Below are 22,013 nucleotides of genomic sequence, written 5' to 3'. Positions count from 1 at the left end.
TCAGAAGTGAAACGCCGTAGCGCCGATGGTAGTGTGGGGTCTCCCCATGTGAGAGTAGGGAACTGCCAGGCATCAATTAGAAGAACCCCGTACCGAAAGGTGCGGGGTTTTTTGCTTTGTGCGTAGAAAAAACCAGTAACGCTGCGGGCTTAGTAGGCCGGATAAGGCAAAGCCGCCATCCGGCAACGCAGGCCGCACGATCCCACGATAAAGAGAAACAAGAATACAAAGAAGGGATTTATAAACGCAGAAAAGCAAAAACCCAGCCATAGGCTGGGTTCTTTAAATAGTGGTGCCCGGACTCGGAATCGAACCAAGGACACGGGGATTTTCAATCCCCTGCTCTACCGACTGAGCTATCCGGGCAACGGAGCGCATTAAACCGCAATCACGTCCGATCGTCAACATTATTTCGGGAAAAGCTGTTCAACTGCTTAAGTTTGCGGCAATCCGTCCGCTTTCGCCGTGAAAATGCACAAATCTTCCAGACAGTACCTGCGTGATACGGCAATGCTGAGAGTAAGAGGAGGGCAGTATGACGAATGACTGGCTTGAACTGCGTCAGCATGCAGATACGGGTATTGAGACGATTAAAGCGCATTTCGAAGGGCATGCCTTTGATCCGCACTGGCACGATAGCTATCTGGTAGGGATAACCCTCTCCGGCACGCAGCAGTTTCATTGCCGCCGTGAGCGTCATCGTAGCCAGCCGGGCGACGCATTTCTCCTCGAGCCTGGAGAAATTCACGACGGAGATGCGCCTGTAGAGGGCGGTTTTACCTATCTGACCTTCTATCTTGATGAGTGCTGGCTTACCGGTGCGCTACAGGGGCTCTACGAATCGACTCCCGGGAGTTATTCACTCCACTTTGCCCAAACGCTGACGCGGGAACCGCAGCTGGTGCGCGCTATCGGTGAGACATTCTCTACCCTGCATAATGACGAGATGAAAATCGTTCAGCAGAGCACAATGGATAATCTGCTCTCCCGGATCACCGCCCATTGTCACTGGCGTAAGAAACTGCCGTCGCAGTTACAAAGCGCTGCCGTGGCGCATCGTGCGCGCGACTATCTCTATGCCCATATCGGTGAGAACGTGGGGCTGTCAGACCTTGCGCGCGAGACGGGCACGGATCGCTTTACCCTGACGCGCTGTTTCAAGCGCGAGTTCAACCTGGCGCCCCATGCGTGGCTTATTCAGCTGCGTCTGGCAAAGGCCCGACAGCTGCTGGCGCGCGGTGACCAGCCCGTTGATGTGGCTGCCGCAGTGGGTTTTGCCGATCAAAGCCATTTGGGGCGTTGGTTTCAGCGGGCTTATCGTATCTCTCCTGCACACTACCGCCGGTTGTGCACAAACCTTCCAGACGTTTCCAAAAAATAACGGCACATTCATGGCTCTAATAAAAAGGAGCCACCTGTGAGTTTGATACCCTTTCTGTTGTTCGCATTTGTCGCCTCCATTACGCCGGGGCCAACCAATATCCTGGTGCTGACGAACAGCCAGCACTTTGGCGTAAAAAATACCGTACCTGCTATTCTGGGCGGGTGTATCGCGGCCAGTGCGATCGTGCTGGTATCAGGCGCGGGCGCAGGAGAAGTGCTGCGTCAGTATCCTCTGATACGTCAGATAATGAGCTGGGCAGGCGTGCTGTGGCTAAGCTGGATGAGCTGGCAGCTATTTCGCGCTCCGGCCGCCCGTCTTTCCGCTGAGAACCGTATCCGATTCACCGCTCAGGCGGCGGCGCTGCTGCAGATCGTGAACCCGAAAACCTGGATGATGGCGCTGGCCGTCGTCAGTCTGTTTGCCCCTGCTGGCGACCATGCATTGCGGGAGATTGCGCTAATGGCGCTATGGTTTCTGCTGATCTCAATAGTCTGTTTGATGTGCTGGGCGTGGTTGGGTAAAGCGGTGAACCGAATTTTTCGCACCACCGTGGCGATGGTGCGGTTTCAGCGCCTGATGGCGCTGTGTCTTCTCGTCTCTGCCTGGGCGGGCATCCTGGCTTAGGTCAGTGCTCCGCCCATACGACACTGAGCAAATCGCAAAATATCTTCCGCCAGACGGTGCGCCGTATCCACATCGGCCTGGCTACGGTTCACCAGCATGCGGCTGAGGCAACCTTCCAGCACCAGCTCCATCTGCTTCGCCACCATCGCCGGGTCATCGACTTCCAGCGTGGTCAGCAGTTCGTGGGTGAAGTCATGCGCCGCCCGTTTTTGCTGCTCCGCCAACTGGTGGATAGGATGGCCTGGGTCGGGAAAATAAGTGCAGGCGGCGATGAACAGACAGCCCGGGTAACGGTTGTTGCTGACGCACTCCGTCAGGGCGGTATAGCGCGCCAGAAGCTTTTGCTCCGCAGTCAGTTCTTCATCCAGCATCAGTTGCCTGCGCCAGATATCAACCTGCTGGCTGAGATAGCGCAGGGCATCATAGAGTAGCGCCTCTTTATCCGGCCAGAAGCGCTTAAGTTCATCCAGGGGATAATCGATACGGTCGGCTACCATCTCAAGCGTGGTGCTGGCGATCCCTTGAATCTCAAGTAGTTGCAGGGCTTGTCCCAGTACGTCTTCACGTTGCACGGTTATCTCCTCCGCTATTCCCAACGGTTTGTCCCGTTTAAAGTGTTGTTTACGGTTGGCGATTGCGCAAATGCGCGCTAAATGCCGCTGCATCCATAAACCCGGTTATACGCTGTTCTGGCTGCTCCTGGCCCTGTTGATTGAAGAACAGAATGGTTGGCAGCCCGAGCACGTTAAGCTGCTTCAGCAGAGCCTTATCCTGCGCATTATTGGCGGTCACGTTCGCCTGGAGCAAAACGGTCTCTTTCAGGGCGCTTTGCACCTGTGGATCGCTAAAGGTATATTTTTCAAACTCTTTGCAGGCGACACACCAGTCGGCATAGAGATCGAGCATCACCGGTTTGCCTTTTGCCTCTGCCAGGGCGCTGTTGAGTTCATCCACGTTTTTAATCTGGGTGAAGTTCAGATGCGCTTGCGTCTGACCCACCGGTGTGCCGAACGCCCAGTCCTGCAGAGGGCGTACACTCACCAGCGCGGCAGCGAGCAGGAGGATTTGCACCAGGCGCATCCACGTTTTTTTCGCCCCCAGGCTGACGATAAACGCCCAGGCAAAGAATGCTACGCCGAGCATCGCCCACAGGCGCAAACCCCAGGCGTCGCCGATGATACGCTCAAGGAGGAACACCGGCAGCGCGAGGATGACAAAGCCAAACGCGGTTTTCACCGTCTCCATCCACGGGCCGCTCTTCGGCAGCAGTCGATTGCCGAAAACCGTGACCAGAATCAGCGGCAGGCCCATGCCCAGGGCATACAGGTACAACGTTCCGCCGCCGAGCCACATATTGCCGCTCTGGGCGATATAGAGCAGGATGGCGCTCAGCGGTGCGGTGGTGCAAGGAGAACAAATCAAACCGGCGATGGCTCCCATCGCGAATACCCCACCCACCGAGCCACCCTGCTGGCGGTTACTCATCAGCGTTAAGCGAGTCTGCAAAGCCGACGGTAGCTGCAGGGTAAACAGGCCGAACATCGACAGTGCCAGCAGGATGAAGACCACCGACAGGCCAATAAGGACGTAAGGATGCTGCAGCGCGGCCTGGAACTGTAACCCGGCAGCGGCAACCACAAGGCCAAGGGCTGTGTAGGTCAACGCCATGCCCTGCACATAAATAAAGGCCAACAGCAGGGCGCGTGCGGTGGAAAGCCGTTGCTTACCGCCCAGCACGATGCCAGAGATGAGCGGATACATCGGCAGCACGCACGGCGTAAAGGCAATGCCGATACCGATCAGCAAGGCCCAAAGCGCTGAGAACGGAAGATCTGTCCGCTCTTCGCTTGTCTCGCCCGAGGGGAGAGGGGAGAAAGCGGCGGCAGCCTTAACTTCGCTGAGCGGAACGACCTTCGTTTCCGGTGGATAGCAGAATCCGGCGTCCGCGCACCCCTGATAGGTGACGGTCAGCGTCGCGCCTTTATCCGCCTGATTCACCGTGACGGGGACGCTTAGGCGCTGGCGGTAGATCTCACTCTTGCCGTAGAACTCGTCCTCGTGCCACTCGCCAGCGGGCAACTGTAATGCGCCCACGTTTGCCTGGGCAGGGGTAATGCTCACCTGCTTGCGATAGAGGTAATAGCCCTCTTTCACCTGCCAGGTAAGACTGAGATCGTGCTGGTTTTGCTGAAAGTCGAAAACGAAAGCCTGGTCGGCAGGGATGAAGTTCGAACGGCCGGGCGCGTCAAACAACCCGGCAAAAGCTGACGTGCTGCACAGCAGCAGGATCAGCGTAAGGAAGCGTTGAGCCATGAGAGATAGTCGTTATCGCCATGAACCACTGGCAAGACCAGCAGTTCCGGGGTTTGGTAAGGATGATGAGATTTGAGGCAGTCCAGGAGCGCCTGCTGATTCGCCAGATTGGTTTTGAGCAACATCTGGACTTCGTACTCCTGCTCCAGCTTGCCTTCCCAGTAATAAAGGGAGGTGGCACCGGGGAGGAGCGTCACGCAGGCAGCCAGTTTTTCGGCCAGCACTTTGGCGGCGAGATCCTGGGCAGAGGCTTCATCAGGGGCGGTACACAGTACGACAACAGCATCAGGCGTGTTCACAAGTCGACCTCCTCATCACGAAAGGCTTCACTATATCACGCAAGGCGGTTGGTCATTAATGAAACGGGCCGCAGAGCGGCCCGATTTTAACTATTTTTACAACCACTCACCGTTTACAGCACCACGCCGCCAATGATAAAGCCGAGGATCACGCACAGCGAAATGGCGACCACGCCCGGGATCAGGAACGCGTGGTTAAACACATACTTACCGATACGGGTTGAGCCGGTGTCGTCCATTTCAACCGCCGCCAGCAGGGTTGGGTAGGTTGGCAGAACGAACAGGGCAGAAACCGCCGCGAAAGAGGCAATCGCCGTTAGCGGGGTAACGCCCAGCATCAGTGCCGCAGGCATCAGCGCTTTGGTGGTCGCCGCCTGGGAGTAAAGCAGGGTAGCTGCAAAGAACAGCACCACCGCCAGCAGCCACGGATAGTTGTGCAGCAGGTCGCCTGCTACGGTCTGAATGTCGCTGATGTGCGCTTTCACGAAGGTATCACCAAGCCAGGCTACGCCGAGGACGCACACGCAGGCGCTCATACCGGATTTGAAGGTGCTGGCGTTCAGCACTTCGCTGGTATCAATTTTACAGGTGATGCTAATCAGCGTCGCGATGGTCAGCATAAACACCACAATCGCTTCGTTACGCGGCAGGACCGGGTTCTGGATCAGGCCCACGGTATCGCTGATAGCGGTCGCGTAGAACATGACGGCGACAATACCGATCAGGAACAGCAGTACGGAGCGTTTTGCGTGCGGCTTCAGCTCGAAGACCTGGCTGCCGCGCAGTTTCACTTCGCCCTTGGCAAGACGTTCCTGATAAACCGGATCGTCTTTCAGTTCGGCGCCGAGGAAGTTACACAGCACGGCAGTGATCATCACCGCAATCAGCGTCACCGGGATACAGATCGCCAGCAGCGTCAGGTAGCTCACGCCCATCGGCTCAAGGATACCGGCGAAGAAGACCACCGCAGCGGAAATCGGCGAGGCGGTAATCGCAATCTGGGACGCAACAACGGCAATAGAGAGCGGACGAGACGGGCGGATACCCTGCTCTTTCGCCACTTCGGTAATCACCGGCAGCGTAGAGAAGGCGGTGTGGCCCGTACCGGCGAGAATGGTCATAAACCAGGTCACCAGCGGGGCAAGGAAGGTAATGTATTTTGGATGGCGGCGCAGCATACGCTCCGCCAGGCTCACCAGGTAGTCCATACCGCCTGCCACCTGCATGGCGGCGATAGCGGCAATAACGGCCATGATGATTTCGATAACGTCAAACGGGATTGCACCGGGTTTAATCTGAAAGATAAGGGTAAGAACGAGCACCCCGAGACCGCCAGCAAAACCGATGCCGATACCCCCGAGTCTTGCTCCCAAATAAATCGCCAACAAGACGATGACGAGTTCTGCTCCAAACATAAGGACCTTCCTTGCTTATTAACAAGTTGATATTGAATTGTTGTATTTTGGTAACGCCTAAAAAGAAAAAAGGCACGTCACAAGTGACGTGCCTTAAGAAGCCTAGCCTGAACGGTTACTGTTCGCTTTCATCGGTATATCGTTTTGCTTTATATGCCGGGTGCATCAGGTTCTGGGCCGAGAAGATATCGTCCAGCTCAGCTTCGGTCAACAGCCCGCGCTCCAGCACCACTTCACGTACGCTCTTACCGGTTTCGGCACAAATCTTACCGACGATGTCACCGTTGTGGTGACCGATGAACGGGTTGAGGTAGGTGACGATCCCGATGGAGTTATAGACATAACCCTCACAGACTTCTTTATTCGCTGTGATGCCGTTAATGCATTTTTCCAGCAGGTTGTAGCAGGCGTTGGTCAGGATGTGGATAGATTCAAACATCGCCTGGCCAATCACTGGCTCCATCACGTTCAGCTGCAGCTGACCCGCTTCAGAGGCCATGGTCACGGTTGTATCGTTACCGATGACTTTGAAGCAAACCTGGTTCACCACTTCTGGCACAACCGGGTTCACCTTGGCTGGCATGATGGACGAACCGGCCTGCAGTTCTGGCAGGTTGATTTCGTTCAGGCCAGCGCGCGGACCGGAAGAGAGCAGGCGCAGGTCGTTACAGATTTTGGACAGTTTCACTGCCAGACGTTTCAGGGCGCTGTGTACCATGACGTAGGCGCCGCAGTCGGACGTCGCTTCAATCAGGTCTTCTGCAGGCACAACCGGCAGGTTAGAGACTTCAGCCAGCTTCTGTACCGCCAGCTGCTGATAGCCGTCCGGGGTGTTCAGACGCGTACCGATGGCGGTTGCGCCCAGGTTCACTTCCAGCAGCAGCTCGGAGGTGCGCAGCAGGTTTTTGGTCTCTTCGTTAAGCAGCACGTTAAACGCGTGGAATTCCTGGCCGAGCGTCATCGGCACTGCGTCCTGCAGCTGGGTACGACCCATTTTCAGGATGTCCTGGAACTCAACCGCTTTACGCTGGAAGCCATCACCCAGCTGGTTGATCGCATCTACCAGTTTCACTACAGAGGCATACACCGCGATACGGAAGCCGGTAGGGTAGGCGTCGTTGGTGGACTGGCATTTGTTAACGTGGTCGTTCGGGTTCAGGTACTGGTATTCACCTTTCTGGTGACCCATCAGCTCCAGGCCAATGTTTGCCAGTACTTCGTTAGTGTTCATGTTGACGGAGGTGCCCGCGCCGCCCTGATAGACGTCAACCGGGAACTGGTCCATGCATTTGCCGTTGTTCAGCACTTCATCGCAGGCCGCGATAATCGCATTTGCCGCGCTTTTAGGAATGGTTTGCAGCTCTTTGTTGGCCAGCGCTGCGGCTTTCTTCACCATCACCATGCCACGGACAAACTCAGGGATGTCGCTGATTTTGCTGTTGCTGATGTAGAAGTTTTCAATCGCTCTCAGAGTGTGAACACCGTAGTAGGCATCCGCTGGAACTTCCCTGGTACCCAACAAGTCTTCTTCGATACGAATGTTGTTTAACATGTGAACCTTCTTTTCAAGCTGCCGATGGATTGTACTAAACACACAGTATTTATGTGGTTTTGAATATTTTCTGGCCGACGATTATTCCCTCAATCAGCCAGATGCTCGAGATCATATGCTGATGATAGCGAATTGCCGTAAGCTGGATCACTTATTATCGAGCCGATTCCATGATAATTATTAATCTGTGAAATGGGTCACCGCTTTAATATTTCCAAAAAAAATATCCGTGCAAACTGATTGAATTTTCGCTAACCGTCACCATTTCATACAAACGCGCGTCGCGAACACATTCAGACAGGGGCCCGATGGCCCTTGCCACACAGGAGATGCCAGTGCGCTGGATACCGTTTATTGCTTTCTTTCTCTATGTTTACATTGAGATTTCCATTTTCATCCAGGTTGCCCATGTGCTGGGCGTCCTGCTGACGCTGATTCTGGTGATTTTCACCTCCGTCATCGGCATGTCGCTGGTGCGTAATCAGGGTTTCAAAAATTTCCTGTTAATGCAGGAGAAGATGGCTGCAGGCGAAAGCCCGGCAGCGGAGATGATCAAAAGCGTATCGCTGATTATTGCGGGGCTGCTGCTTATCCTGCCGGGGTTCTTCACCGACTTCCTCGGCCTTCTGCTGCTTCTGCCGCCGGTGCAAAAACACCTGACCATGAAGCTGCTGCCGCATCTGCGCTTTAGCCGTATGCCGGGGGGCGGGTTCAGCACCGGGCCGGGCGATACCTTTGAAGGGGAGTATCAGCGTAAGGATGAACAGCACGACCGTTTAGACCATAAAGACGATCGGTGATGTTGTTGCCCGGAGGCGTTTCGCTTACCGGGCCTCCGGCAGCGCACCGCGCTTCGGCAAAAACAGCCACAGCCCTGCCAGCATGACAATCGCGTACAGACTCTTCCATCCCACCATCGCCAGCAACAGCAGGCAAAGCACGCCCCCGACGACCGCCAGTGCTTTATAACGACCTTTCAGCAAGCGACATCCCGCCAGCATGCACAGCAGGTAGATCATGATGAAAATACCGTTGGCGTAGACGATCAGCGCGTCCAGATTGATCTTCAGCGCGTAAATACACAGCGTGCTCAGCACGCAGCAGCCCAGTACGGCATTCAGGGCATTCAGCGGAAGCTGGCGTTTAGACAGGCGCGCGAGGCGATTCTCAGGTTTGTCGAGCGCCTGCGACCACACCAGGCGCGCAAAGCTCTGGATATAAATATTCAGGCTGGCAAAACAGGCCAGATAGCCAATGACGCAGGCGATCCACAGCGCCTTCACGCCGAACAGCTCCACCACGATACCCGGCAGCGATGCAGCAGCGGCGAGATCTGCACCGAACGCGTTGAAGTGTAATACCAGCACGGTACACGCCCAATAGACCGTACCTGCCAGCAGCAGGCCTATCATCAGCGCACGGGGGAAATCGCGTTCAGGCTGCTTAAATTCCGACGCCAGATGGGCAAAGGCTTCCAGACCTACAAAACACCAGAACATGACGGAGAGCGCGGCGAAAAGCTGTGAATGGTCGACGTCTGTCACCGCCGGGAAGGGAATTTCCTTGATTGTGATATCGCCTGCCCACCAGATAGCGGCAACGAGCGCGACAATCAGCACCGCAACCAGCGTCTGCAGGTTGGCGCTGGAGCTCGCTCCGCGAGAGCCTACCCACCAGACGATAGCCAGCGTACCCAGCTCGGCCAGCAATAACTGCTCGTTATGCCAGCCAAACAGCGCCTGACCAAAGCCGGTCGCAATATGCAGCGCCGCAGGAAGGCCAACCGGAATGACGGAGAGAAACAGCCAGCCGGTGACGCGCTGCAGCCGCGGGCCAAAGGCCAGGCCGACAAAGTGCGCCACGCCGCCCGCGCTGGGGAAATGCCGCCCCAGAATGGCAAACACAATGGCTATCGGGAAAACCAGTACAATCAGCGCTGGCCACGCCCACAGGCTGTTATTTCCAGCCACCAGCGCCGCCAGCGCGGGGACGGCAAACACGCCCGTACCTAACAAGGAGGTTGAGAGAAGTCCAACGCCCTGCGCCAGCCCCAACTCCTGCTTGAGTCCACTCATTGACATCGCCCTGCCCGTACCAAAAGAGAGGCGATGGTAACACTTTCGCAAATTTTTTTTCGACTCCCCCTTGAAGGGGTAAAAAGCTATCCCCATCTCTCAGGGCACTAGTCGGAAAACCGCATGCGGGCCGGCGTCATCCATAACTGATAATGACTTTCTCAAAGGAGAGCTATCAATGAGTATTCGTCCGTTACATGATCGTGTGATCGTCAAACGTAAAGAAGTTGAAACCAAGTCTGCTGGCGGCATCGTTCTGACCGGTTCTGCAGCAGCCAAATCAACGCGTGGCGAAATCATCGCTGTCGGTAAGGGCCGCATCCTGGAAAACGGAACTGTGCAGCCACTGGACGTTAAAGTTGGTGACATCGTAATTTTCAACGATGGCTACGGCGTGAAATCCGAGAAGATCGACAATGAAGAAGTGTTGATCATGTCCGAGAGCGACATTCTGGCAATTGTTGAAGCGTAATTTACGCACGAGAATTTGAGGAAATAAGAACATGGCAGCTAAAGACGTAAAATTCGGTAACGACGCTCGTGTAAAAATGCTCCGCGGCGTAAACGTACTGGCAGATGCAGTTAAAGTGACCCTGGGCCCGAAAGGCCGTAACGTAGTGCTGGATAAATCCTTCGGCGCGCCAACCATCACCAAAGATGGTGTTTCTGTAGCACGTGAAATTGAGCTGGAAGACAAGTTCGAAAACATGGGCGCGCAGATGGTGAAAGAAGTTGCCTCTAAAGCGAACGACGCTGCAGGCGACGGTACCACCACCGCGACCGTACTGGCGCAGGCGATCATCACCGAGGGTCTGAAAGCCGTTGCTGCGGGCATGAACCCAATGGATCTGAAACGTGGTATCGACAAAGCCGTCACTGCCGCTGTTGAAGAACTGAAAGCGCTGTCCGTACCGTGCTCTGACTCTAAAGCCATTGCTCAGGTAGGTACCATCTCCGCTAACTCCGACGAAACCGTAGGTAAACTGATCGCTGAAGCGATGGACAAAGTCGGTAAAGAAGGCGTGATCACCGTTGAAGACGGTACCGGTCTGGAAGATGAACTGGACGTGGTTGAAGGTATGCAGTTCGACCGCGGCTACCTGTCCCCATACTTCATCAACAAGCCAGAGACTGGCGCTGTTGAGCTGGAAAGCCCGTTCATCCTGCTGGCTGACAAGAAAATCTCCAACATCCGCGAAATGCTGCCAGTGCTGGAAGCCGTTGCGAAAGCAGGCAAGCCGCTGGTTATCATCGCTGAAGACGTTGAAGGCGAAGCGCTGGCGACCCTGGTGGTTAACACCATGCGCGGCATCGTGAAAGTGGCTGCGGTTAAAGCACCTGGCTTCGGCGATCGCCGTAAAGCGATGCTGCAAGACATCGCAACACTGACCGGCGGTACCGTTATCTCTGAAGAGATCGGTATGGAGCTGGAAAAAGCGACCCTGGAAGACCTGGGCCAGGCGAAACGCGTTGTGATCAACAAAGACACCACCACCATCATCGATGGCGTGGGTGAAGAAGCCGCTATTCAGGGCCGCGTAGGTCAGATCCGTAAGCAGATCGAAGAAGCAACTTCCGATTACGACCGTGAAAAACTGCAGGAGCGCGTAGCGAAACTGGCTGGCGGCGTTGCGGTAATCAAAGTTGGTGCGGCGACCGAAGTTGAAATGAAAGAGAAAAAAGCACGCGTTGACGATGCCCTGCACGCGACTCGTGCTGCGGTAGAAGAAGGCGTGGTTGCTGGTGGTGGTGTTGCGCTGGTGCGTGTTGCCGCTAAGCTGGCAGGCCTGACCGCACAGAACGAAGATCAGAACGTGGGTATCAAAGTTGCGCTGCGCGCAATGGAAGCGCCTCTGCGTCAGATCGTGTCCAACGCCGGTGAAGAGCCATCTGTTGTGACCAACAACGTGAAAGCGGGCGAAGGTAACTACGGTTACAACGCGGCAACTGAAGAATACGGCAACATGATCGACTTCGGTATCCTGGATCCAACTAAAGTGACCCGTTCTGCTCTGCAGTACGCGGCATCTGTTGCTGGCCTGATGATCACTACCGAGTGCATGGTAACCGACCTGCCTAAAGGCGATGCACCTGACTTAGGTGCTGCTGGCATGGGCGGCATGGGCGGTATGGGCGGCATGATGTAATCGTGCGCTCTACGTCGTAGAATGTAAAAAACCCCCGGGCAGAAATGCTCGGGGGTTTTTCTTTTGGTCATCTTTTAGGTATAAGATTTACACACGGACAACTACTGTCCAGCTTATTGAAAACGAGGAATAACATGCGCGTAAAAGTCTGTGCAGGGATTGTAGGGGCAGCATTGCTGCTGGCGGGTTGTAGCTCCAGCAATGAGCTGTCGGCAGCGGGCCAGGGCGTTCGCTTTGTGGAAGATAAGCCTGGCAGTGAATGCCAGCTGTTAGGCACGGCAACCGGTGAGCAAAGCAACTGGATGTCAGGCCAGCATGGCGAAGAAGGTGGTTCTATGCGCGGTGCGGCGAATGCCCTGCGTAACCAGGCTGCGGCGATGGGCGGTAACGTGATTTACGGCGTGAGCAGCCCAACGCAGAGTATGCTGTCCAGCTTCGTGCCGACCGCCAGCCAGATGAACGGCCAGGTTTACAAGTGCCCGAACTGAGTTAACTTGCTGATGGCGCTGCGCCCGGACCCCGTAGGGCAGGTAAGCGTAGCGCCACCTGCCTTTTTAGAGCTGCCGCAGCTGCAAATCCAGCGGCGTCTTGCTCGGCTCTCCGCCAATCTCGCGTGCCAGCTTCGGCACCATATAGCCTGAAACCAGCGTTAACAGTTCGCGCATAATCTGCCGGGCTTCTTCATCCGTCACCATGAAATGGGCCGCGCCCTGAACGCGATCCAGCACGTGCAGGTAATAGGGCATCACGCCCGCATCAAACAGGGCATTGCTCAGGTCGGCCAGCACGCGGGCGCTGTCGTTTACACCGCGCAGCAGCACGCTCTGGTTCAGTAGCGTCACGCCCGCTTTACGCAGACGCGCCATCGCCGCGCGAAACGCATCGTCAATTTCGTTCGCGTGGTTGATATGGTTCACCAGCAGCACCTGCAAGCGGGACTGCTCCAGGCGTGACACCAGGCCGTCCGTGATCCGCGCCGGAATAACAATCGGTAAACGGCTGTGAATACGCAGGCGCTTAATATGCGGGATGGCTTCAAGCTCGGTCAGCAGCCAGTCCAGCTCATGATCTTTCGCCATCAGCGGGTCGCCGCCGGAAAAAATAATCTCATCCAGCTCCGGATGGGCGGCAATATAGTCCAGCGCGACCTGCCAGTTGCGTTTATTGCCCTGATTTTCGGCGTAAGGGAAGTGCCGACGGAAGCAATAACGACAATTTACCGCACAGCCGCCTTTTACCAGCAGCAGGGCGCGGTTGAGATACTTATGCAGTAAACCCGGCACCACGCTGTTCTGCTCTTCCAGCGGATCGGTGCTATAACCCGGTGCGGTGACAAACTCATCCTGCGAAGTAAGCGTTTGTTTTAATAGCGGATCGTCAGGGTTGCCTTTCTCCATCCGCGCCACAAACGCACGGGGAACGCGCAGGGCGAAAAGGCGCTTTGCCTCGCGGCCTGCAAGCAACTCTGGGTGCTGATCGAGGTCTAAAAGACGCAGCAATTCATCAGGACTGGTGATTACATCGGCAAGTTGCGATAACCAATCTTCTCTGGACGGGGTGTTTAGGGTTACAATATGCGCCATTTTGTGGCTTAGCTACCAGTTAACAAATTTAGAGGGCCTTATGGCAACGTACTATAGCAACGATTTTCGTGCTGGTCTTAAAATCATGATGGACGGCGAACCGTACGCGGTTGAAGCCAGCGAATTCGTTAAACCAGGTAAAGGCCAGGCATTCGCACGCGTTAAGCTGCGCCGTCTGCTGACCGGTACCCGTGTTGAGAAAACCTTCAAGTCTACTGACTCCGCTGAAGGCGCTGATGTTGTTGATATGAACCTGACCTATCTGTACAACGACGGTGAGTTCTATCATTTCATGAACAACTCCACTTTCGAACAGCTGTCTGCTGATGAGAAAGCGGTAGGTGACAGCGCTAAATGGCTGCTGGATCAGGCTGAGTGCATCGTGACCCTGTGGAACGGCCAGCCTATCGCTGTGACCCCACCAAACTTCGTAGAACTGGAAATCGTTGAAACCGATCCAGGTCTGAAAGGTGATACCGCAGGTACCGGCGGTAAACCAGCCAAACTGTCTACCGGTGCAGTGGTTAAAGTGCCACTGTTCGTACAGACTGGCGAAGTGATCAAAGTGGATACCCGCTCCGGCGAATACGTGTCCCGCGTGAAGTAATTTACGTCATGATTGAAGGCGCAGCGCCCGCTGCGCCTGATTTTTGCAGGCAGGGATGATGAAACGTACCGTTAAAATTCTGCTTCTGTTAGCGCTTTCCAGCGCATTACTCTCCGGCTGTAACACCACGCGTGGAATGGGACAAGATATCCAGGATCTCGGTCATATCATTTCTCACGCCGCCAGCTAAGTTCGTCTAATTTTCCTAAAAATGCTTCCTTTTTCGTCAACCGGCGGGATCTTGTCTATTCTTAAGTTGCTATACACAAAACAACTTTGGCTATAAAAGGAAGATATTATGGTTAAGAAGACAATTGCAGCGATCTTTTCAGTCCTGGTACTTTCTTCAGTGTTAACGGCCTGTAATACCACGCGTGGCGTCGGTCAGGATATTTCTGAAGGTGGTAGCGCAATCTCTGGCGCGGCATCAAAAGCTCAGCAGTAATTAACACACGGTACGGGACCAGCGGGTTTCGTACCGTCAGCTTTCTGATTCCTGCAGGGATAAGAACGGAGAAAAACGCGTATCCATATGCAATTTCATGCGGATATTGCGTTTATAGGTATAGACCGTTTTTCCGTTGATACTCAGGTGAGCGGCAATTTTTTGATTGCTCGCGCCGTCCATCCACAATGTCAGCACTTTCTCTTCCTGCCGGGTTAGCAAGGGGGCGGCTGCCGTTGGCCTTTCAGCGCATGAGCGCGAGATCAATGCGTCGTTGATAACCGTTGCCACCTCTCCGAGACTGGCGTTTTTCAACAACGACGACCACACCGGGAACTGGCCGAGCCAGTCTGTCATGCCGTTGTCCTCTCCCGATTGCAGCAAAATAAACGGTAAGCGTTCACTGGCGTTGAGCAAGGACGAGAGCTGCTGAAAATGATGAATATCCTGCCTGAAGCCGTATAGGTCAGCGATAACCAGCGTGGGTTTCCATTGCAGAATGTGCTCTCTGGCAAGGAACAGATTATTCAGCCCGGTCACAACGTAGTGTCCCGGGAACAAACCGGAATGATTGAGCCATGCTTCAAATCCCGTGCGGGTGAAGTGACAACGGTCAATCAAAAGAATTTTGAACATATTTTATTCGCAGTCGGCTAGTGGTTTGGCTTCCTGCCATCAGAAAGCACATCATCATAGAGAAGTCGGATGAGTGCTAAATGCCGGAACTACGCGCCATACTGCGGCTATTTCTTGCCTTAACGTGTTCAGCAAAAAATGATTGAAAAAAAATAGCACGCTAACCACAATATGGGGCGTAATCTCTGCCTTACGGGACGACCCGTAAGCATTTCTTTCACCGGGGACGGCCCCAACTTGAATTAAGTTAAGGAGCCTGAAATGTCCTGGATCATTCTTTTTATTGCTGGCCTGCTCGAAGTGGTATGGGCGATTGGTCTCAAATACACCCACGGATTTACCCGTCTGACGCCCAGCGTCATTACCATCACCGCGATGATCGTGAGTATTGTCCTGTTATCCTGGGCGATGCGCTCGCTGCCTGTGGGAACGGCTTATGCCGTCTGGACGGGCATTGGTGCGGTAGGGGCCGCCATCACCGGCATTCTGCTGCTGGGAGAGTCAGCGAGTCTGGCGCGTATCGCCAGCCTCGCCTTGATTGTGGCCGGGATCATTGGGCTGAAGCTCAGTACCCATTAACGGGGTTGTTTTACCCAGATAAGTTTTGACACATCAAACCCTTGCCGGGTCGCGACGTCCAGCATCTGCTGTTTCATTTCTGACGAAATAGTTGGCGTGCGGGAAAGTATCCACAGATAGTCGCGATCCGGCCCGCAGACCAGCGCGTGACGGTACTCTCTGTCGAGCGCTATCACGTTGTAGCCGCCATAAAACGGACCAAAGAAAGAGACTTTGAGCGCGGCCCGTCGCGGGTCGCCCGTGAAGTACGCTTTCCCAATCGACTGTTGCCACATCTCCCGGTCGGGATTATAGCCCCGGTTGATCACCTGAATACCGCCATCGTCCATCGGACTGTAATTTGCCGTGACCTTCTCCAGGCCCTGCTCAAACCGATGGTCGAGGCGCGCGATTTCATACCATGTTCCAAGGAAGCGTTGTGCATCAAAAGGCGTGACGACGGTAACGCCAGGCGGTGGGGTAGGGGAACTGCAGGCAACCACTAAAAACGCGGCTGTCACCGCGGCGATAACAGGCAGAATGCGCATAGGAGTTTCCTTACTGTTTTTTTGTTAAGTGTAGATGACGGCAAGGAAAATGTGGTTTTTGTGCGGCGTCACACCGTGGATTTTGTAGGCCGGGTAAGGCGAAGCCGCCACCCGGCAATGTTTTACTGCAGCACGTCGAGGATACGGTATGCCGCCTCAACGCGTGCCGGGTTCGGATAGCTTTTATTTGCCAGCATCACAATGCCGAGCTGCTTTTCAGGAATAAAGGCTACGTAGCTGCCAAATCCGCCGGTTGAGCCTGTTTTATGGACCCAGGAGGCCTTAACCGGCGGTGCCGGAGGATTTACTTCTCTCGCGGGCAAAGGTGCCAGCGCCACCTTATTGTCGCTACCTTCAACCACGGTTCTGGCATCGACGGGCCAGTTAAGCATTTCCCAGCCTAACCCCTGATACATGGCCCCCACGCGCCAGTAGCGAGACTGCGCCAGGGCAATGCCTTGCCTGAGTGAATTATCCTGAAGGGAGTCCGGCTTCATGTTGACCATTACCCAGCTTGCCATATCCTGCACGTTGGTTTTTACGCCATAGGCTTCCGCGTCGAGCATGCCTGGCGAAACGTGTACCGCTTTACCGTCACGGTATCCCCAGGCGTAATGCGCCTCTTCCGCTTTCGGAACGTTAATCCAGGTATGGTCCAGCCTGAGCGGCTTAAAGACCCGCGTCGTTATGGCCTGCTCATAGCTCATGCCGGAAGGTTTGACCGCCAGCGCGCCAAAAAGGCCGATGCTGGTATTGGCATAAAGACGCGTGGTACCCGGCTTCCACTGCGGCTGCCAGTTTTGATAAAAGCGCAGCAGAGCGGCGTTATCCGCGACCTCATCCGGTATCTGTAACGGTAGACCGCCTGCGGTATAGGTTGCCAGATCCAGCATGCGGATCCCCTGCCACTGCTTGCCCGTCAGCTCAGGCCAGTATTTGGTCACCGGATCGCCCAGCGATATTTCACCGCGAGCAATCGCATCGCCACCCAGTACGCCGGTGAAGGTTTTACTTATAGAACCCAGTTCGAACAAGGTTTGTGGGGTGACAGGCTTGTTTGCCGCAACATCGGCTTTACCGAAGGTAAAGTAGTGCGGCTGACCCTGATAAATCACCGCCACCGCCATGCCCGGAATGGCCTGCGCTTTCATCAGCGGCGTAACGGTACGTTCAACCACCTCAGCCAGCTGTTTTTCTGACATCGGGGCAGCCAATACCGAGCAGGAGGTGCTGAGCAGCAGGGCGCAGCAAAGGGATTTTGTCATCATCATTTATCTTCCGTAATAGCAGTTCAAGGGAGTGTCCGGGCCCGTCAGACCGCTGTAGTCTGTTGGATTTGACTATGGCTGACAAACGGTTAAATTTAGCATTAGCTGTTAATTTTTCTAACGGACGAGGCCATGACGCGCAGCTATCTTCCTCTTAATTCCCTGCGGGCGTTTGAAGCTGCTGCCAGGCACCTCAGTTTTACGCATGCCGCTATCGAGCTGAACGTCACCCATTCCGCGATTAGCCAGCACGTAAAGGCGCTTGAGCAGCACCTTAATTGCCAGCTGTTTGTCCGCGTTTCGCGTGGGCTGATGTTGACCACCGAAGGCGAGAATTTACTGCCGGTGCTGAATGACTCGTTCGATCGTATCGCCGGAATGCTGGATCGCTTTGCCAGCCAGCGCGCTCAGGAGAAGCTCAAAATAGGTGTGGTAGGGACCTTTGCCACGGGGGTTTTATTCTCTGAGCTTGCGGACTTTCGCCGCTGCTATCCGCATATTGATCTTCAGCTTTCCACCCATAACAATCGCGTCGACCCGGCGGCTGAAGGGCTTGATTACACCATTCGCTACGGCGGCGGCGCGTGGCATGGAACCGATGCTGAATTTCTTTGCCCCGCGCCGCTGTCTGCGCTCTGTACACCCGACATAGCCTCCTGTCTAAAAAGCCCGGCAGATATCCTGAAGTTTACCCTGCTGCGCTCCTACCGGCGCGACGAGTGGGCTGCGTGGATGCAGGCAGCGGGTGAACATCCTCCCTCGCCGACGCACCGGGTGATGGTGTTTGATTCGTCCGTGACCATGCTGGAAGCCGCGCAGGCAGGCGTAGGGATTGCCATTGCGCCTGTCGACATGTTTACCCATTTACTCAGCAGCGAGCGCATCGTGCAGCCGTTTGCAACGCAGATTGACCTCGGCAGCTACTGGCTCACAAGACTACAGTCACGGACAGAAACGCCCGCAATGCGCGAGTTTGCCCAGTGGCTGGTGGGGAAGATGCAGAAATAAAAGGCCCGCCGGATGGCGGGCCAGAAGCGTCAGAGGGTGACCACGGCAATCAGCGTCACCACGGTCAGGATGGTCGCCAGACCGTAGAACACCCATTTACCGCTTGGTACATGGATTTTCAGGTCATGCATCGCATGGTGAATACGGTGCAGACCACACCACAGCGGCAGGACGATCATCAGGAAGATGAACACGCGGCCGATAAAGCTGCTCGCGAACGCCAGCACGCGCTCGTAGCTCAGCGCATCGCCCGGGAACAGCCCCAGCGGCAGCATAATGCCAACCAGCAGGATGATGACGGGGGCGATGATGGCACTCCACATGCCGCCTGCGCCAAACAGGCCCCAGAAGACCGGCTCGTCAGAACGTTTTGGATTTGGATTGATCACAGGTGTCTCCTTACCAGAACAGTGCGACAAACAGAATGACCACAGTGACCAGAATCGTCACTGCCCAGAGCCCTTTAATCACCGGCTCTGGCCCCATTTTCTCGCCTTTTACGATGATGTTCGCCGCTTTTGGCGCCAGCTCAAACCAGGTTTTGGTATGAAGCAGCGCGGCCGCGAGCACGATCAGGTTCAGAACCACAATGATCGGGTTTTGCAGGAAACCGACAAAGCTGGCCCAGGCTTCAGGACCGTGCTTGAGGGCAAAAACGCCGTACATCAGCTCAAGGCTGAACCAGACCGCCGGTACCGCCGTGCCTTCACGCAGCATGTAGAAGCGATAAAACGGCAGGTTTTTCCACCAGGTGGACGGCACAGGCCGCACATAGGCCTTGCGTTTAGTCGTCATCATGCACTCCTTAGCGTGGTTTCAGGGTAGCGATAAGAAAGTCTTTCGAGCTTTCCACTTTACCCTGCTGAATTGCGGCGGCCGGGTCGACGTGCTTCGGACAAACTTCGGAGCAGTAACCCACAAAGGTACAGCTCCACACGCCGTTCTGGCTGTTAAGCTGCGCCATACGTTCTTTTTTACCGTGGTCGCGGCTGTCCTCGTTATAGCGGTGCGCCAGGGTAATGGCGGCCGGGCCGATGAACTCCTTGTTCAGGCCAAACTGTGGGCAGGCGGCGTAGCAAAGACCGCAGTTGATGCAGCCGGAGAACTGATGGTATTTCGCCATCTGCGCCGGCGTCTGGGTGTTCGGGCCCTGATCCGGCGTGCGCGGATTACCAATGATGTACGGCTTAATGGCTTCCAGGCTTTCGATAAAGTGGGTCATATCGACCACCAGATCGCGTTCAATCGGGAAGTTGCCCAGCGCTTCGACCTTAATGCCTTTGGTGTATTCGCGCAGGAAGGTCTTACAGGCCAGCTTTGGCACCTTGTTGACCATCATGCCGCAGGAGCCACAGATGGCCATGCGGCAGGACCAGCGGTAGCTCAGGTCTGGCGCCAGGTTATCTTTGATATAGCCGAGCGCATCCAGCAGGGAGGTTTGCTCGTCATAAGGGACTTCATAGAAAGCGCTGTGCGGTGCGGCGTCCACTTCCGGATTGTAGCGCACCACTTCAACTTTCATTTTTTGCATCTCAGCCATTCGCCTTCTCCTTCTTCTCGGCGGCTTCTGCTTCTGCACCGTACACGCGTTTAGCCGGCGGCAGCGTGGTGATTTTCACGTCGCTGTAGTCCAGACGTGTGGTGCCATCCGCATCGCGCCAGGCGAGAGTGTGTTTCAGGAAATTGACGTCGTCACGTTCGGTACAGCCTTCGTCCAGACGCTGGTGGGCCCCACGCGACTCTTTACGCGCCAGCGCAGAGTGCGCCATACATTCCGCGACGTTCAGACCGTGGCCCAGCTCGATGGTGTAGAGCAGGTCGGTGTTGAATACGCTGGAGGTGTCGGTGATGCGCACGCGCTTGAAGCGCTCCTGCAGTTCCGCCAGCTTGTCGACGGTTTTTTGCATCAGCTCAGGGGTACGGTAGATACCGCAGCCTTCTTCCATCGACAGGCCCATTTCGTCGCGGATCTTCGACCAGTTCTCATTGCCTTCCTGGTTCACCAGATCTTTCAGGCGTTTTTCAACGTCTGCGACCTGCGCATCCAGCGCGGCACCGTTGGCTTCGCCTGCGGTAGCCGCTCGCTCCATCGCGCGCTCGCCCGCCATGCGGCCAAAGACGACCAGCTCTGCCAGCGAGTTAGACCCGAGACGGTTAGCGCCGTGCAGGCCGACAGAAGAACACTCGCCGACGGCGAACAGGCCTTTAATCCGGGTTTCGCACTGCTGGTCGGTTTCGATCCCGCCCATGGTGTAGTGCGCGGTTGGACGCACCGGAATCGGCTCTTTCACCGGGTCGACGCCGACGTAAGCTTTCGCCAGCTCGCAGATGAACGGCAGACGTTCCAGCAGTTTCTTCTCGCCAAGGTGACGCAGGTCGAGATAGACCACATCGCCGCGCGGCGTGGAGATGGTGTTGCCTTTGCGCCACTCGTGCCAGAAGGCCTGAGAGACTTTGTCGCGCGGGCCGAGTTCCATGTATTTGTTCTTCGGCTCGCCGAGCGGGGTTTCCGGGCCCATGCCGTAATCCTGCAGATAGCGGTAGCCGTTTTTATTGACCAGAATACCGCCTTCACCGCGGCAGCCTTCCGTCATCAGAATGCCGGAGCCCGGCAGGCCGGTTGGGTGATACTGCACGAACTCCATATCGCGCAGCGGCACGCCGTGGCTGAGCGCCATGCCCATGCCGTCGCCGGTGACGATACCGCCGTTGGTGTTGTAGCGATAAACGCGGCCCGCGCCGCCTGTTGCCATCACCACGGCTTTCGCGCGGATCTGGACAAGCGTGCCTTCCATCATGTTCATCGCTACCAGACCGCGAGCCTCACCGTCATCGACCAGAATGTCGAGGACGAAATGTTCATCGAAGCGCTGAATTTGTGGGAACTGAAGGGAGGTCTGGAACAGGGTGTGCAGCATGTGGAAGCCGGTTTTATCGGCGGCGAACCAGGTGCGTTCAATCTTCATTCCGCCAAAGCGGCGAACGTTGACGCTGCCGTCCGGACGGCGGCTCCACGGACATCCCCACTGTTCAAGCTGGGTCATTTCCGTTGGACAATGATGCACAAAGTAGTCAACGACATCCTGTTCGCAAAGCCAGTCGCCCCCTGCAACCGTGTCGTGGAAATGGTATTCAAAGCTGTCATGATCCTGCGCAACGGCGGCGGACCCTCCTTCTGCTGCCACTGTGTGACTACGCATTGGATAGACTTTTGAAATCAATGCGATTTTAGCGTTGGGATTAGCTTGTGCTGCAGCAATCGCAGCACGTAATCCAGCCCCGCCAGCGCCTATTACGGCAAGATCGGCTTGAAAAGTTTGCACGACATTCCTCCAGATTTTTGTTATTTCGCAACGCGACAAACTAAAGGTAGTTCACCCGTCCAAAAGGACGATTGCGAAAGCGTTTCCACTGCTCCTTTATGGGTAAAACAGTATAACCGTGTAGATGTCAGGGAAATTTGACGTGTTCGATTTTTTTGCTGTTCTGTCAGGCGATTTATCATGAAGATTGATGAATTACGTCACGTAATTGCCCACCTAAATGAAATG

Annotated in this window: 25 protein-coding genes and 1 tRNA gene; 11 read left to right on the top strand and 15 right to left on the bottom strand. The window is 55.4% G+C overall.

Translation table 11 applies throughout. The features are described 5' to 3' along the window. Positions 1 to 290: 290 nt before the first annotated feature. Positions 291 to 366 (bottom strand) — tRNA-Phe (locus KIF87_RS14125). Between the two features lie 169 nt (positions 367 to 535). On the opposite strand from KIF87_RS14125, the gene KIF87_RS14120 reads away from it, so the two are divergent. Both KIF87_RS14120 and KIF87_RS14115 read left to right on the top strand, forming a co-directional pair. Continuing rightward, entirely contained in the window at positions 536 to 1,381 is an 846-nt protein-coding gene (locus KIF87_RS14120) for an AraC family transcriptional regulator (RefSeq protein WP_213329055.1), read from the top strand. A gap of 36 nt (positions 1,382 to 1,417) precedes the next feature. Then, the gene (locus KIF87_RS14115; protein WP_213329054.1) at positions 1,418 to 2,008 is read left to right on the top strand and encodes a LysE family translocator; all 591 of its coding nucleotides are present in this window, start codon (positions 1,418 to 1,420) and stop codon (positions 2,006 to 2,008) included. On the opposite strand, the gene KIF87_RS14110 is transcribed toward KIF87_RS14115, so the two are convergent. The 5 genes from KIF87_RS14110 to aspA form a co-directional block, all read right to left on the bottom strand. Beyond that, a complete protein-coding gene (locus KIF87_RS14110) occupies positions 2,005 to 2,580 on the bottom strand; it encodes a transcriptional regulator (protein WP_213329053.1) in 576 nt (191 codons plus the stop codon). The genes KIF87_RS14115 and KIF87_RS14110 overlap by 4 nt on opposite strands. Before the next feature lie 49 nt (positions 2,581 to 2,629). Beyond that, positions 2,630 to 4,321, bottom strand: a complete 1,692-nt coding sequence (locus tag KIF87_RS14105; RefSeq protein WP_213329052.1) for a protein-disulfide reductase DsbD — start codon at positions 4,319 to 4,321, stop codon at positions 2,630 to 2,632. Next, positions 4,297 to 4,620 (bottom strand): divalent cation tolerance protein CutA, encoded by a 324-nt coding sequence (gene cutA, locus KIF87_RS14100; protein WP_014168278.1) that lies wholly within the window; start codon positions 4,618 to 4,620, stop codon positions 4,297 to 4,299. The genes KIF87_RS14105 and cutA overlap by 25 nt, the downstream gene beginning before the upstream one ends. Before the next feature lie 113 nt (positions 4,621 to 4,733). Continuing rightward, complete coding sequence (locus KIF87_RS14095; protein ID WP_032662382.1) at positions 4,734 to 6,035, bottom strand: anaerobic C4-dicarboxylate transporter; 1,302 nt, start codon at positions 6,033 to 6,035, stop codon at positions 4,734 to 4,736. Between the two features lie 115 nt (positions 6,036 to 6,150). Further along, positions 6,151 to 7,587 (bottom strand): aspartate ammonia-lyase, encoded by a 1,437-nt coding sequence (gene aspA, locus KIF87_RS14090; RefSeq protein WP_003855923.1) that lies wholly within the window; start codon positions 7,585 to 7,587, stop codon positions 6,151 to 6,153. Between the two features lie 335 nt (positions 7,588 to 7,922). Between aspA and KIF87_RS14085 the strand changes: the two genes are divergently transcribed. Further along, on the top strand, positions 7,923 to 8,387 hold the full coding sequence (locus KIF87_RS14085) for an FxsA family protein (protein WP_032651318.1): 465 nt from the start codon (positions 7,923 to 7,925) through the stop codon (positions 8,385 to 8,387). Between the two features lie 24 nt (positions 8,388 to 8,411). On the opposite strand, the gene yjeH is transcribed toward KIF87_RS14085, so the two are convergent. Further along, entirely contained in the window at positions 8,412 to 9,662 is a 1,251-nt protein-coding gene (yjeH, locus tag KIF87_RS14080; RefSeq protein WP_213329051.1) for an L-methionine/branched-chain amino acid transporter, read from the bottom strand. Positions 9,663 to 9,840: 178 nt separating this feature from the next. Here yjeH and KIF87_RS14075 point away from each other — a divergent pair, with 178 nt between their 5' ends. The 3 genes from KIF87_RS14075 (at position 9,841) to KIF87_RS14065 (ending at position 12,297) form a co-directional block, all read left to right on the top strand. After that, complete coding sequence (locus KIF87_RS14075) at positions 9,841 to 10,134, top strand: co-chaperone GroES (protein ID WP_003855929.1); 294 nt, start codon at positions 9,841 to 9,843, stop codon at positions 10,132 to 10,134. Between the two features lie 31 nt (positions 10,135 to 10,165). Then, the gene (gene groL, locus KIF87_RS14070; RefSeq protein WP_029742112.1) at positions 10,166 to 11,809 is read left to right on the top strand and encodes a chaperonin GroEL; all 1,644 of its coding nucleotides are present in this window, start codon (positions 10,166 to 10,168) and stop codon (positions 11,807 to 11,809) included. Positions 11,810 to 11,943: 134 nt separating this feature from the next. Then, positions 11,944 to 12,297, top strand: a complete 354-nt coding sequence (locus KIF87_RS14065) for a DUF4156 domain-containing protein (RefSeq protein WP_023310115.1) — start codon at positions 11,944 to 11,946, stop codon at positions 12,295 to 12,297. Between the two features lie 66 nt (positions 12,298 to 12,363). On the opposite strand, the gene epmB is transcribed toward KIF87_RS14065, so the two are convergent. Then, on the bottom strand, positions 12,364 to 13,392 hold the full coding sequence (gene epmB, locus KIF87_RS14060) for an EF-P beta-lysylation protein EpmB (protein WP_213329050.1): 1,029 nt from the start codon (positions 13,390 to 13,392) through the stop codon (positions 12,364 to 12,366). 40 nt (positions 13,393 to 13,432) lie between these two features. Between epmB and efp the strand changes: the two genes are divergently transcribed. The 3 genes from efp to ecnB all read left to right on the top strand — a co-directional run bounded on the left by efp (position 13,433) and on the right by ecnB (position 14,444). After that, entirely contained in the window at positions 13,433 to 13,999 is a 567-nt protein-coding gene (gene efp / locus KIF87_RS14055; protein ID WP_010427766.1) for an elongation factor P, read from the top strand. A 58-nt stretch (positions 14,000 to 14,057) separates the two neighbouring features. Then, the gene (locus tag KIF87_RS14050) at positions 14,058 to 14,189 is read left to right on the top strand and encodes an entericidin A/B family lipoprotein (protein ID WP_024907352.1); all 132 of its coding nucleotides are present in this window, start codon (positions 14,058 to 14,060) and stop codon (positions 14,187 to 14,189) included. A 108-nt stretch (positions 14,190 to 14,297) separates the two neighbouring features. Beyond that, positions 14,298 to 14,444, top strand: a complete 147-nt coding sequence (gene ecnB, locus KIF87_RS14045; protein WP_014168289.1) for a lipoprotein toxin entericidin B — start codon at positions 14,298 to 14,300, stop codon at positions 14,442 to 14,444. 36 nt (positions 14,445 to 14,480) lie between these two features. On the opposite strand, the gene KIF87_RS14040 is transcribed toward ecnB, so the two are convergent. Further along, complete coding sequence (locus tag KIF87_RS14040; RefSeq protein ID WP_213329049.1) at positions 14,481 to 15,080, bottom strand: helix-turn-helix transcriptional regulator; 600 nt, start codon at positions 15,078 to 15,080, stop codon at positions 14,481 to 14,483. 261 nt (positions 15,081 to 15,341) lie between these two features. On the opposite strand from KIF87_RS14040, the gene sugE reads away from it, so the two are divergent. Beyond that, entirely contained in the window at positions 15,342 to 15,659 is a 318-nt protein-coding gene (gene sugE / locus KIF87_RS14035) for a quaternary ammonium compound efflux SMR transporter SugE (protein WP_148244443.1), read from the top strand. On the opposite strand, the gene KIF87_RS14030 is transcribed toward sugE, so the two are convergent. Both KIF87_RS14030 and blaACT read right to left on the bottom strand, forming a co-directional pair. Beyond that, entirely contained in the window at positions 15,656 to 16,186 is a 531-nt protein-coding gene (locus KIF87_RS14030; protein WP_213329048.1) for a lipocalin family protein, read from the bottom strand. The genes sugE and KIF87_RS14030 overlap by 4 nt on opposite strands. Positions 16,187 to 16,308: 122 nt before the next feature. After that, complete coding sequence (gene blaACT / locus KIF87_RS14025; protein WP_213329059.1) at positions 16,309 to 17,454, bottom strand: ACT family cephalosporin-hydrolyzing class C beta-lactamase; 1,146 nt, start codon at positions 17,452 to 17,454, stop codon at positions 16,309 to 16,311. A gap of 132 nt (positions 17,455 to 17,586) precedes the next feature. Here blaACT and ampR point away from each other — a divergent pair, with 132 nt between their 5' ends. After that, positions 17,587 to 18,462 (top strand): LysR family transcriptional regulator AmpR, encoded by an 876-nt coding sequence (gene ampR, locus KIF87_RS14020; protein ID WP_213329047.1) that lies wholly within the window; start codon positions 17,587 to 17,589, stop codon positions 18,460 to 18,462. Between the two features lie 29 nt (positions 18,463 to 18,491). Here ampR and frdD read toward each other — a convergent pair whose 3' ends face one another. From frdD to frdA, 4 genes are read right to left on the bottom strand one after another with little or no spacing between them, the layout of a single operon-like run. Then, positions 18,492 to 18,851, bottom strand: coding sequence for a fumarate reductase subunit FrdD (gene frdD, locus KIF87_RS14015; RefSeq protein ID WP_032662398.1), 360 nt, complete (start codon positions 18,849 to 18,851; stop codon positions 18,492 to 18,494). A gap of 10 nt (positions 18,852 to 18,861) precedes the next feature. Continuing rightward, the gene (gene frdC / locus KIF87_RS14010; RefSeq protein ID WP_029739890.1) at positions 18,862 to 19,257 is read right to left on the bottom strand and encodes a fumarate reductase subunit FrdC; all 396 of its coding nucleotides are present in this window, start codon (positions 19,255 to 19,257) and stop codon (positions 18,862 to 18,864) included. Positions 19,258 to 19,267: 10 nt separating this feature from the next. Continuing rightward, entirely contained in the window at positions 19,268 to 20,002 is a 735-nt protein-coding gene (locus tag KIF87_RS14005) for a succinate dehydrogenase/fumarate reductase iron-sulfur subunit (RefSeq protein ID WP_023310124.1), read from the bottom strand. Further along, complete coding sequence (gene frdA, locus KIF87_RS14000; RefSeq protein ID WP_063144110.1) at positions 19,995 to 21,785, bottom strand: fumarate reductase (quinol) flavoprotein subunit; 1,791 nt, start codon at positions 21,783 to 21,785, stop codon at positions 19,995 to 19,997. The genes KIF87_RS14005 and frdA overlap by 8 nt, the downstream gene beginning before the upstream one ends. Positions 21,786 to 22,013 lie beyond the last annotated feature (228 nt).

The sequence above is a fragment of the Enterobacter sp. 120016 genome (assembly GCF_018383635.1).
GTDB lineage: Bacteria > Pseudomonadota > Gammaproteobacteria > Enterobacterales > Enterobacteriaceae > Enterobacter > Enterobacter asburiae_D.
Note: the sequence above shows the minus strand (reverse complement) of the source record. Positions and strands in the feature narration are given on the sequence as shown.

What these genes read in the sequence shown, in the direction of transcription:
- epmB (WP_213329050.1), bottom strand. Translation starts at nt 13,392, where the DNA reads ATGGCGCATATTGTAACCCTAAACACCCCGTCCAGAGAAGATTGGTTA.
- KIF87_RS14105 (WP_213329052.1), bottom strand. Translation starts at nt 4,321, where the DNA reads ATGGCTCAACGCTTCCTTACGCTGATCCTGCTGCTGTGCAGCACGTCA.
- aspA (WP_003855923.1), bottom strand. Translation starts at nt 7,587, where the DNA reads ATGTTAAACAACATTCGTATCGAAGAAGACTTGTTGGGTACCAGGGAA.
- sugE (WP_148244443.1), top strand. Translation starts at nt 15,342, where the DNA reads ATGTCCTGGATCATTCTTTTTATTGCTGGCCTGCTCGAAGTGGTATGG.
- blaACT (WP_213329059.1), bottom strand. Translation starts at nt 17,454, where the DNA reads ATGATGACAAAATCCCTTTGCTGCGCCCTGCTGCTCAGCACCTCCTGC.
- KIF87_RS14065 (WP_023310115.1), top strand. Translation starts at nt 11,944, where the DNA reads ATGCGCGTAAAAGTCTGTGCAGGGATTGTAGGGGCAGCATTGCTGCTG.
- yjeH (WP_213329051.1), bottom strand. Translation starts at nt 9,662, where the DNA reads ATGAGTGGACTCAAGCAGGAGTTGGGGCTGGCGCAGGGCGTTGGACTT.
- groL (WP_029742112.1), top strand. Translation starts at nt 10,166, where the DNA reads ATGGCAGCTAAAGACGTAAAATTCGGTAACGACGCTCGTGTAAAAATG.
- efp (WP_010427766.1), top strand. Translation starts at nt 13,433, where the DNA reads ATGGCAACGTACTATAGCAACGATTTTCGTGCTGGTCTTAAAATCATG.
- KIF87_RS14005 (WP_023310124.1), bottom strand. Translation starts at nt 20,002, where the DNA reads ATGGCTGAGATGCAAAAAATGAAAGTTGAAGTGGTGCGCTACAATCCG.
- KIF87_RS14050 (WP_024907352.1), top strand. Translation starts at nt 14,058, where the DNA reads ATGAAACGTACCGTTAAAATTCTGCTTCTGTTAGCGCTTTCCAGCGCA.
- ecnB (WP_014168289.1), top strand. Translation starts at nt 14,298, where the DNA reads ATGGTTAAGAAGACAATTGCAGCGATCTTTTCAGTCCTGGTACTTTCT.
- KIF87_RS14120 (WP_213329055.1), top strand. Translation starts at nt 536, where the DNA reads ATGACGAATGACTGGCTTGAACTGCGTCAGCATGCAGATACGGGTATT.
- KIF87_RS14095 (WP_032662382.1), bottom strand. Translation starts at nt 6,035, where the DNA reads ATGTTTGGAGCAGAACTCGTCATCGTCTTGTTGGCGATTTATTTGGGA.
- ampR (WP_213329047.1), top strand. Translation starts at nt 17,587, where the DNA reads ATGACGCGCAGCTATCTTCCTCTTAATTCCCTGCGGGCGTTTGAAGCT.
- KIF87_RS14030 (WP_213329048.1), bottom strand. Translation starts at nt 16,186, where the DNA reads ATGCGCATTCTGCCTGTTATCGCCGCGGTGACAGCCGCGTTTTTAGTG.
- KIF87_RS14075 (WP_003855929.1), top strand. Translation starts at nt 9,841, where the DNA reads ATGAGTATTCGTCCGTTACATGATCGTGTGATCGTCAAACGTAAAGAA.
- KIF87_RS14040 (WP_213329049.1), bottom strand. Translation starts at nt 15,080, where the DNA reads ATGTTCAAAATTCTTTTGATTGACCGTTGTCACTTCACCCGCACGGGA.
- frdC (WP_029739890.1), bottom strand. Translation starts at nt 19,257, where the DNA reads ATGACGACTAAACGCAAGGCCTATGTGCGGCCTGTGCCGTCCACCTGG.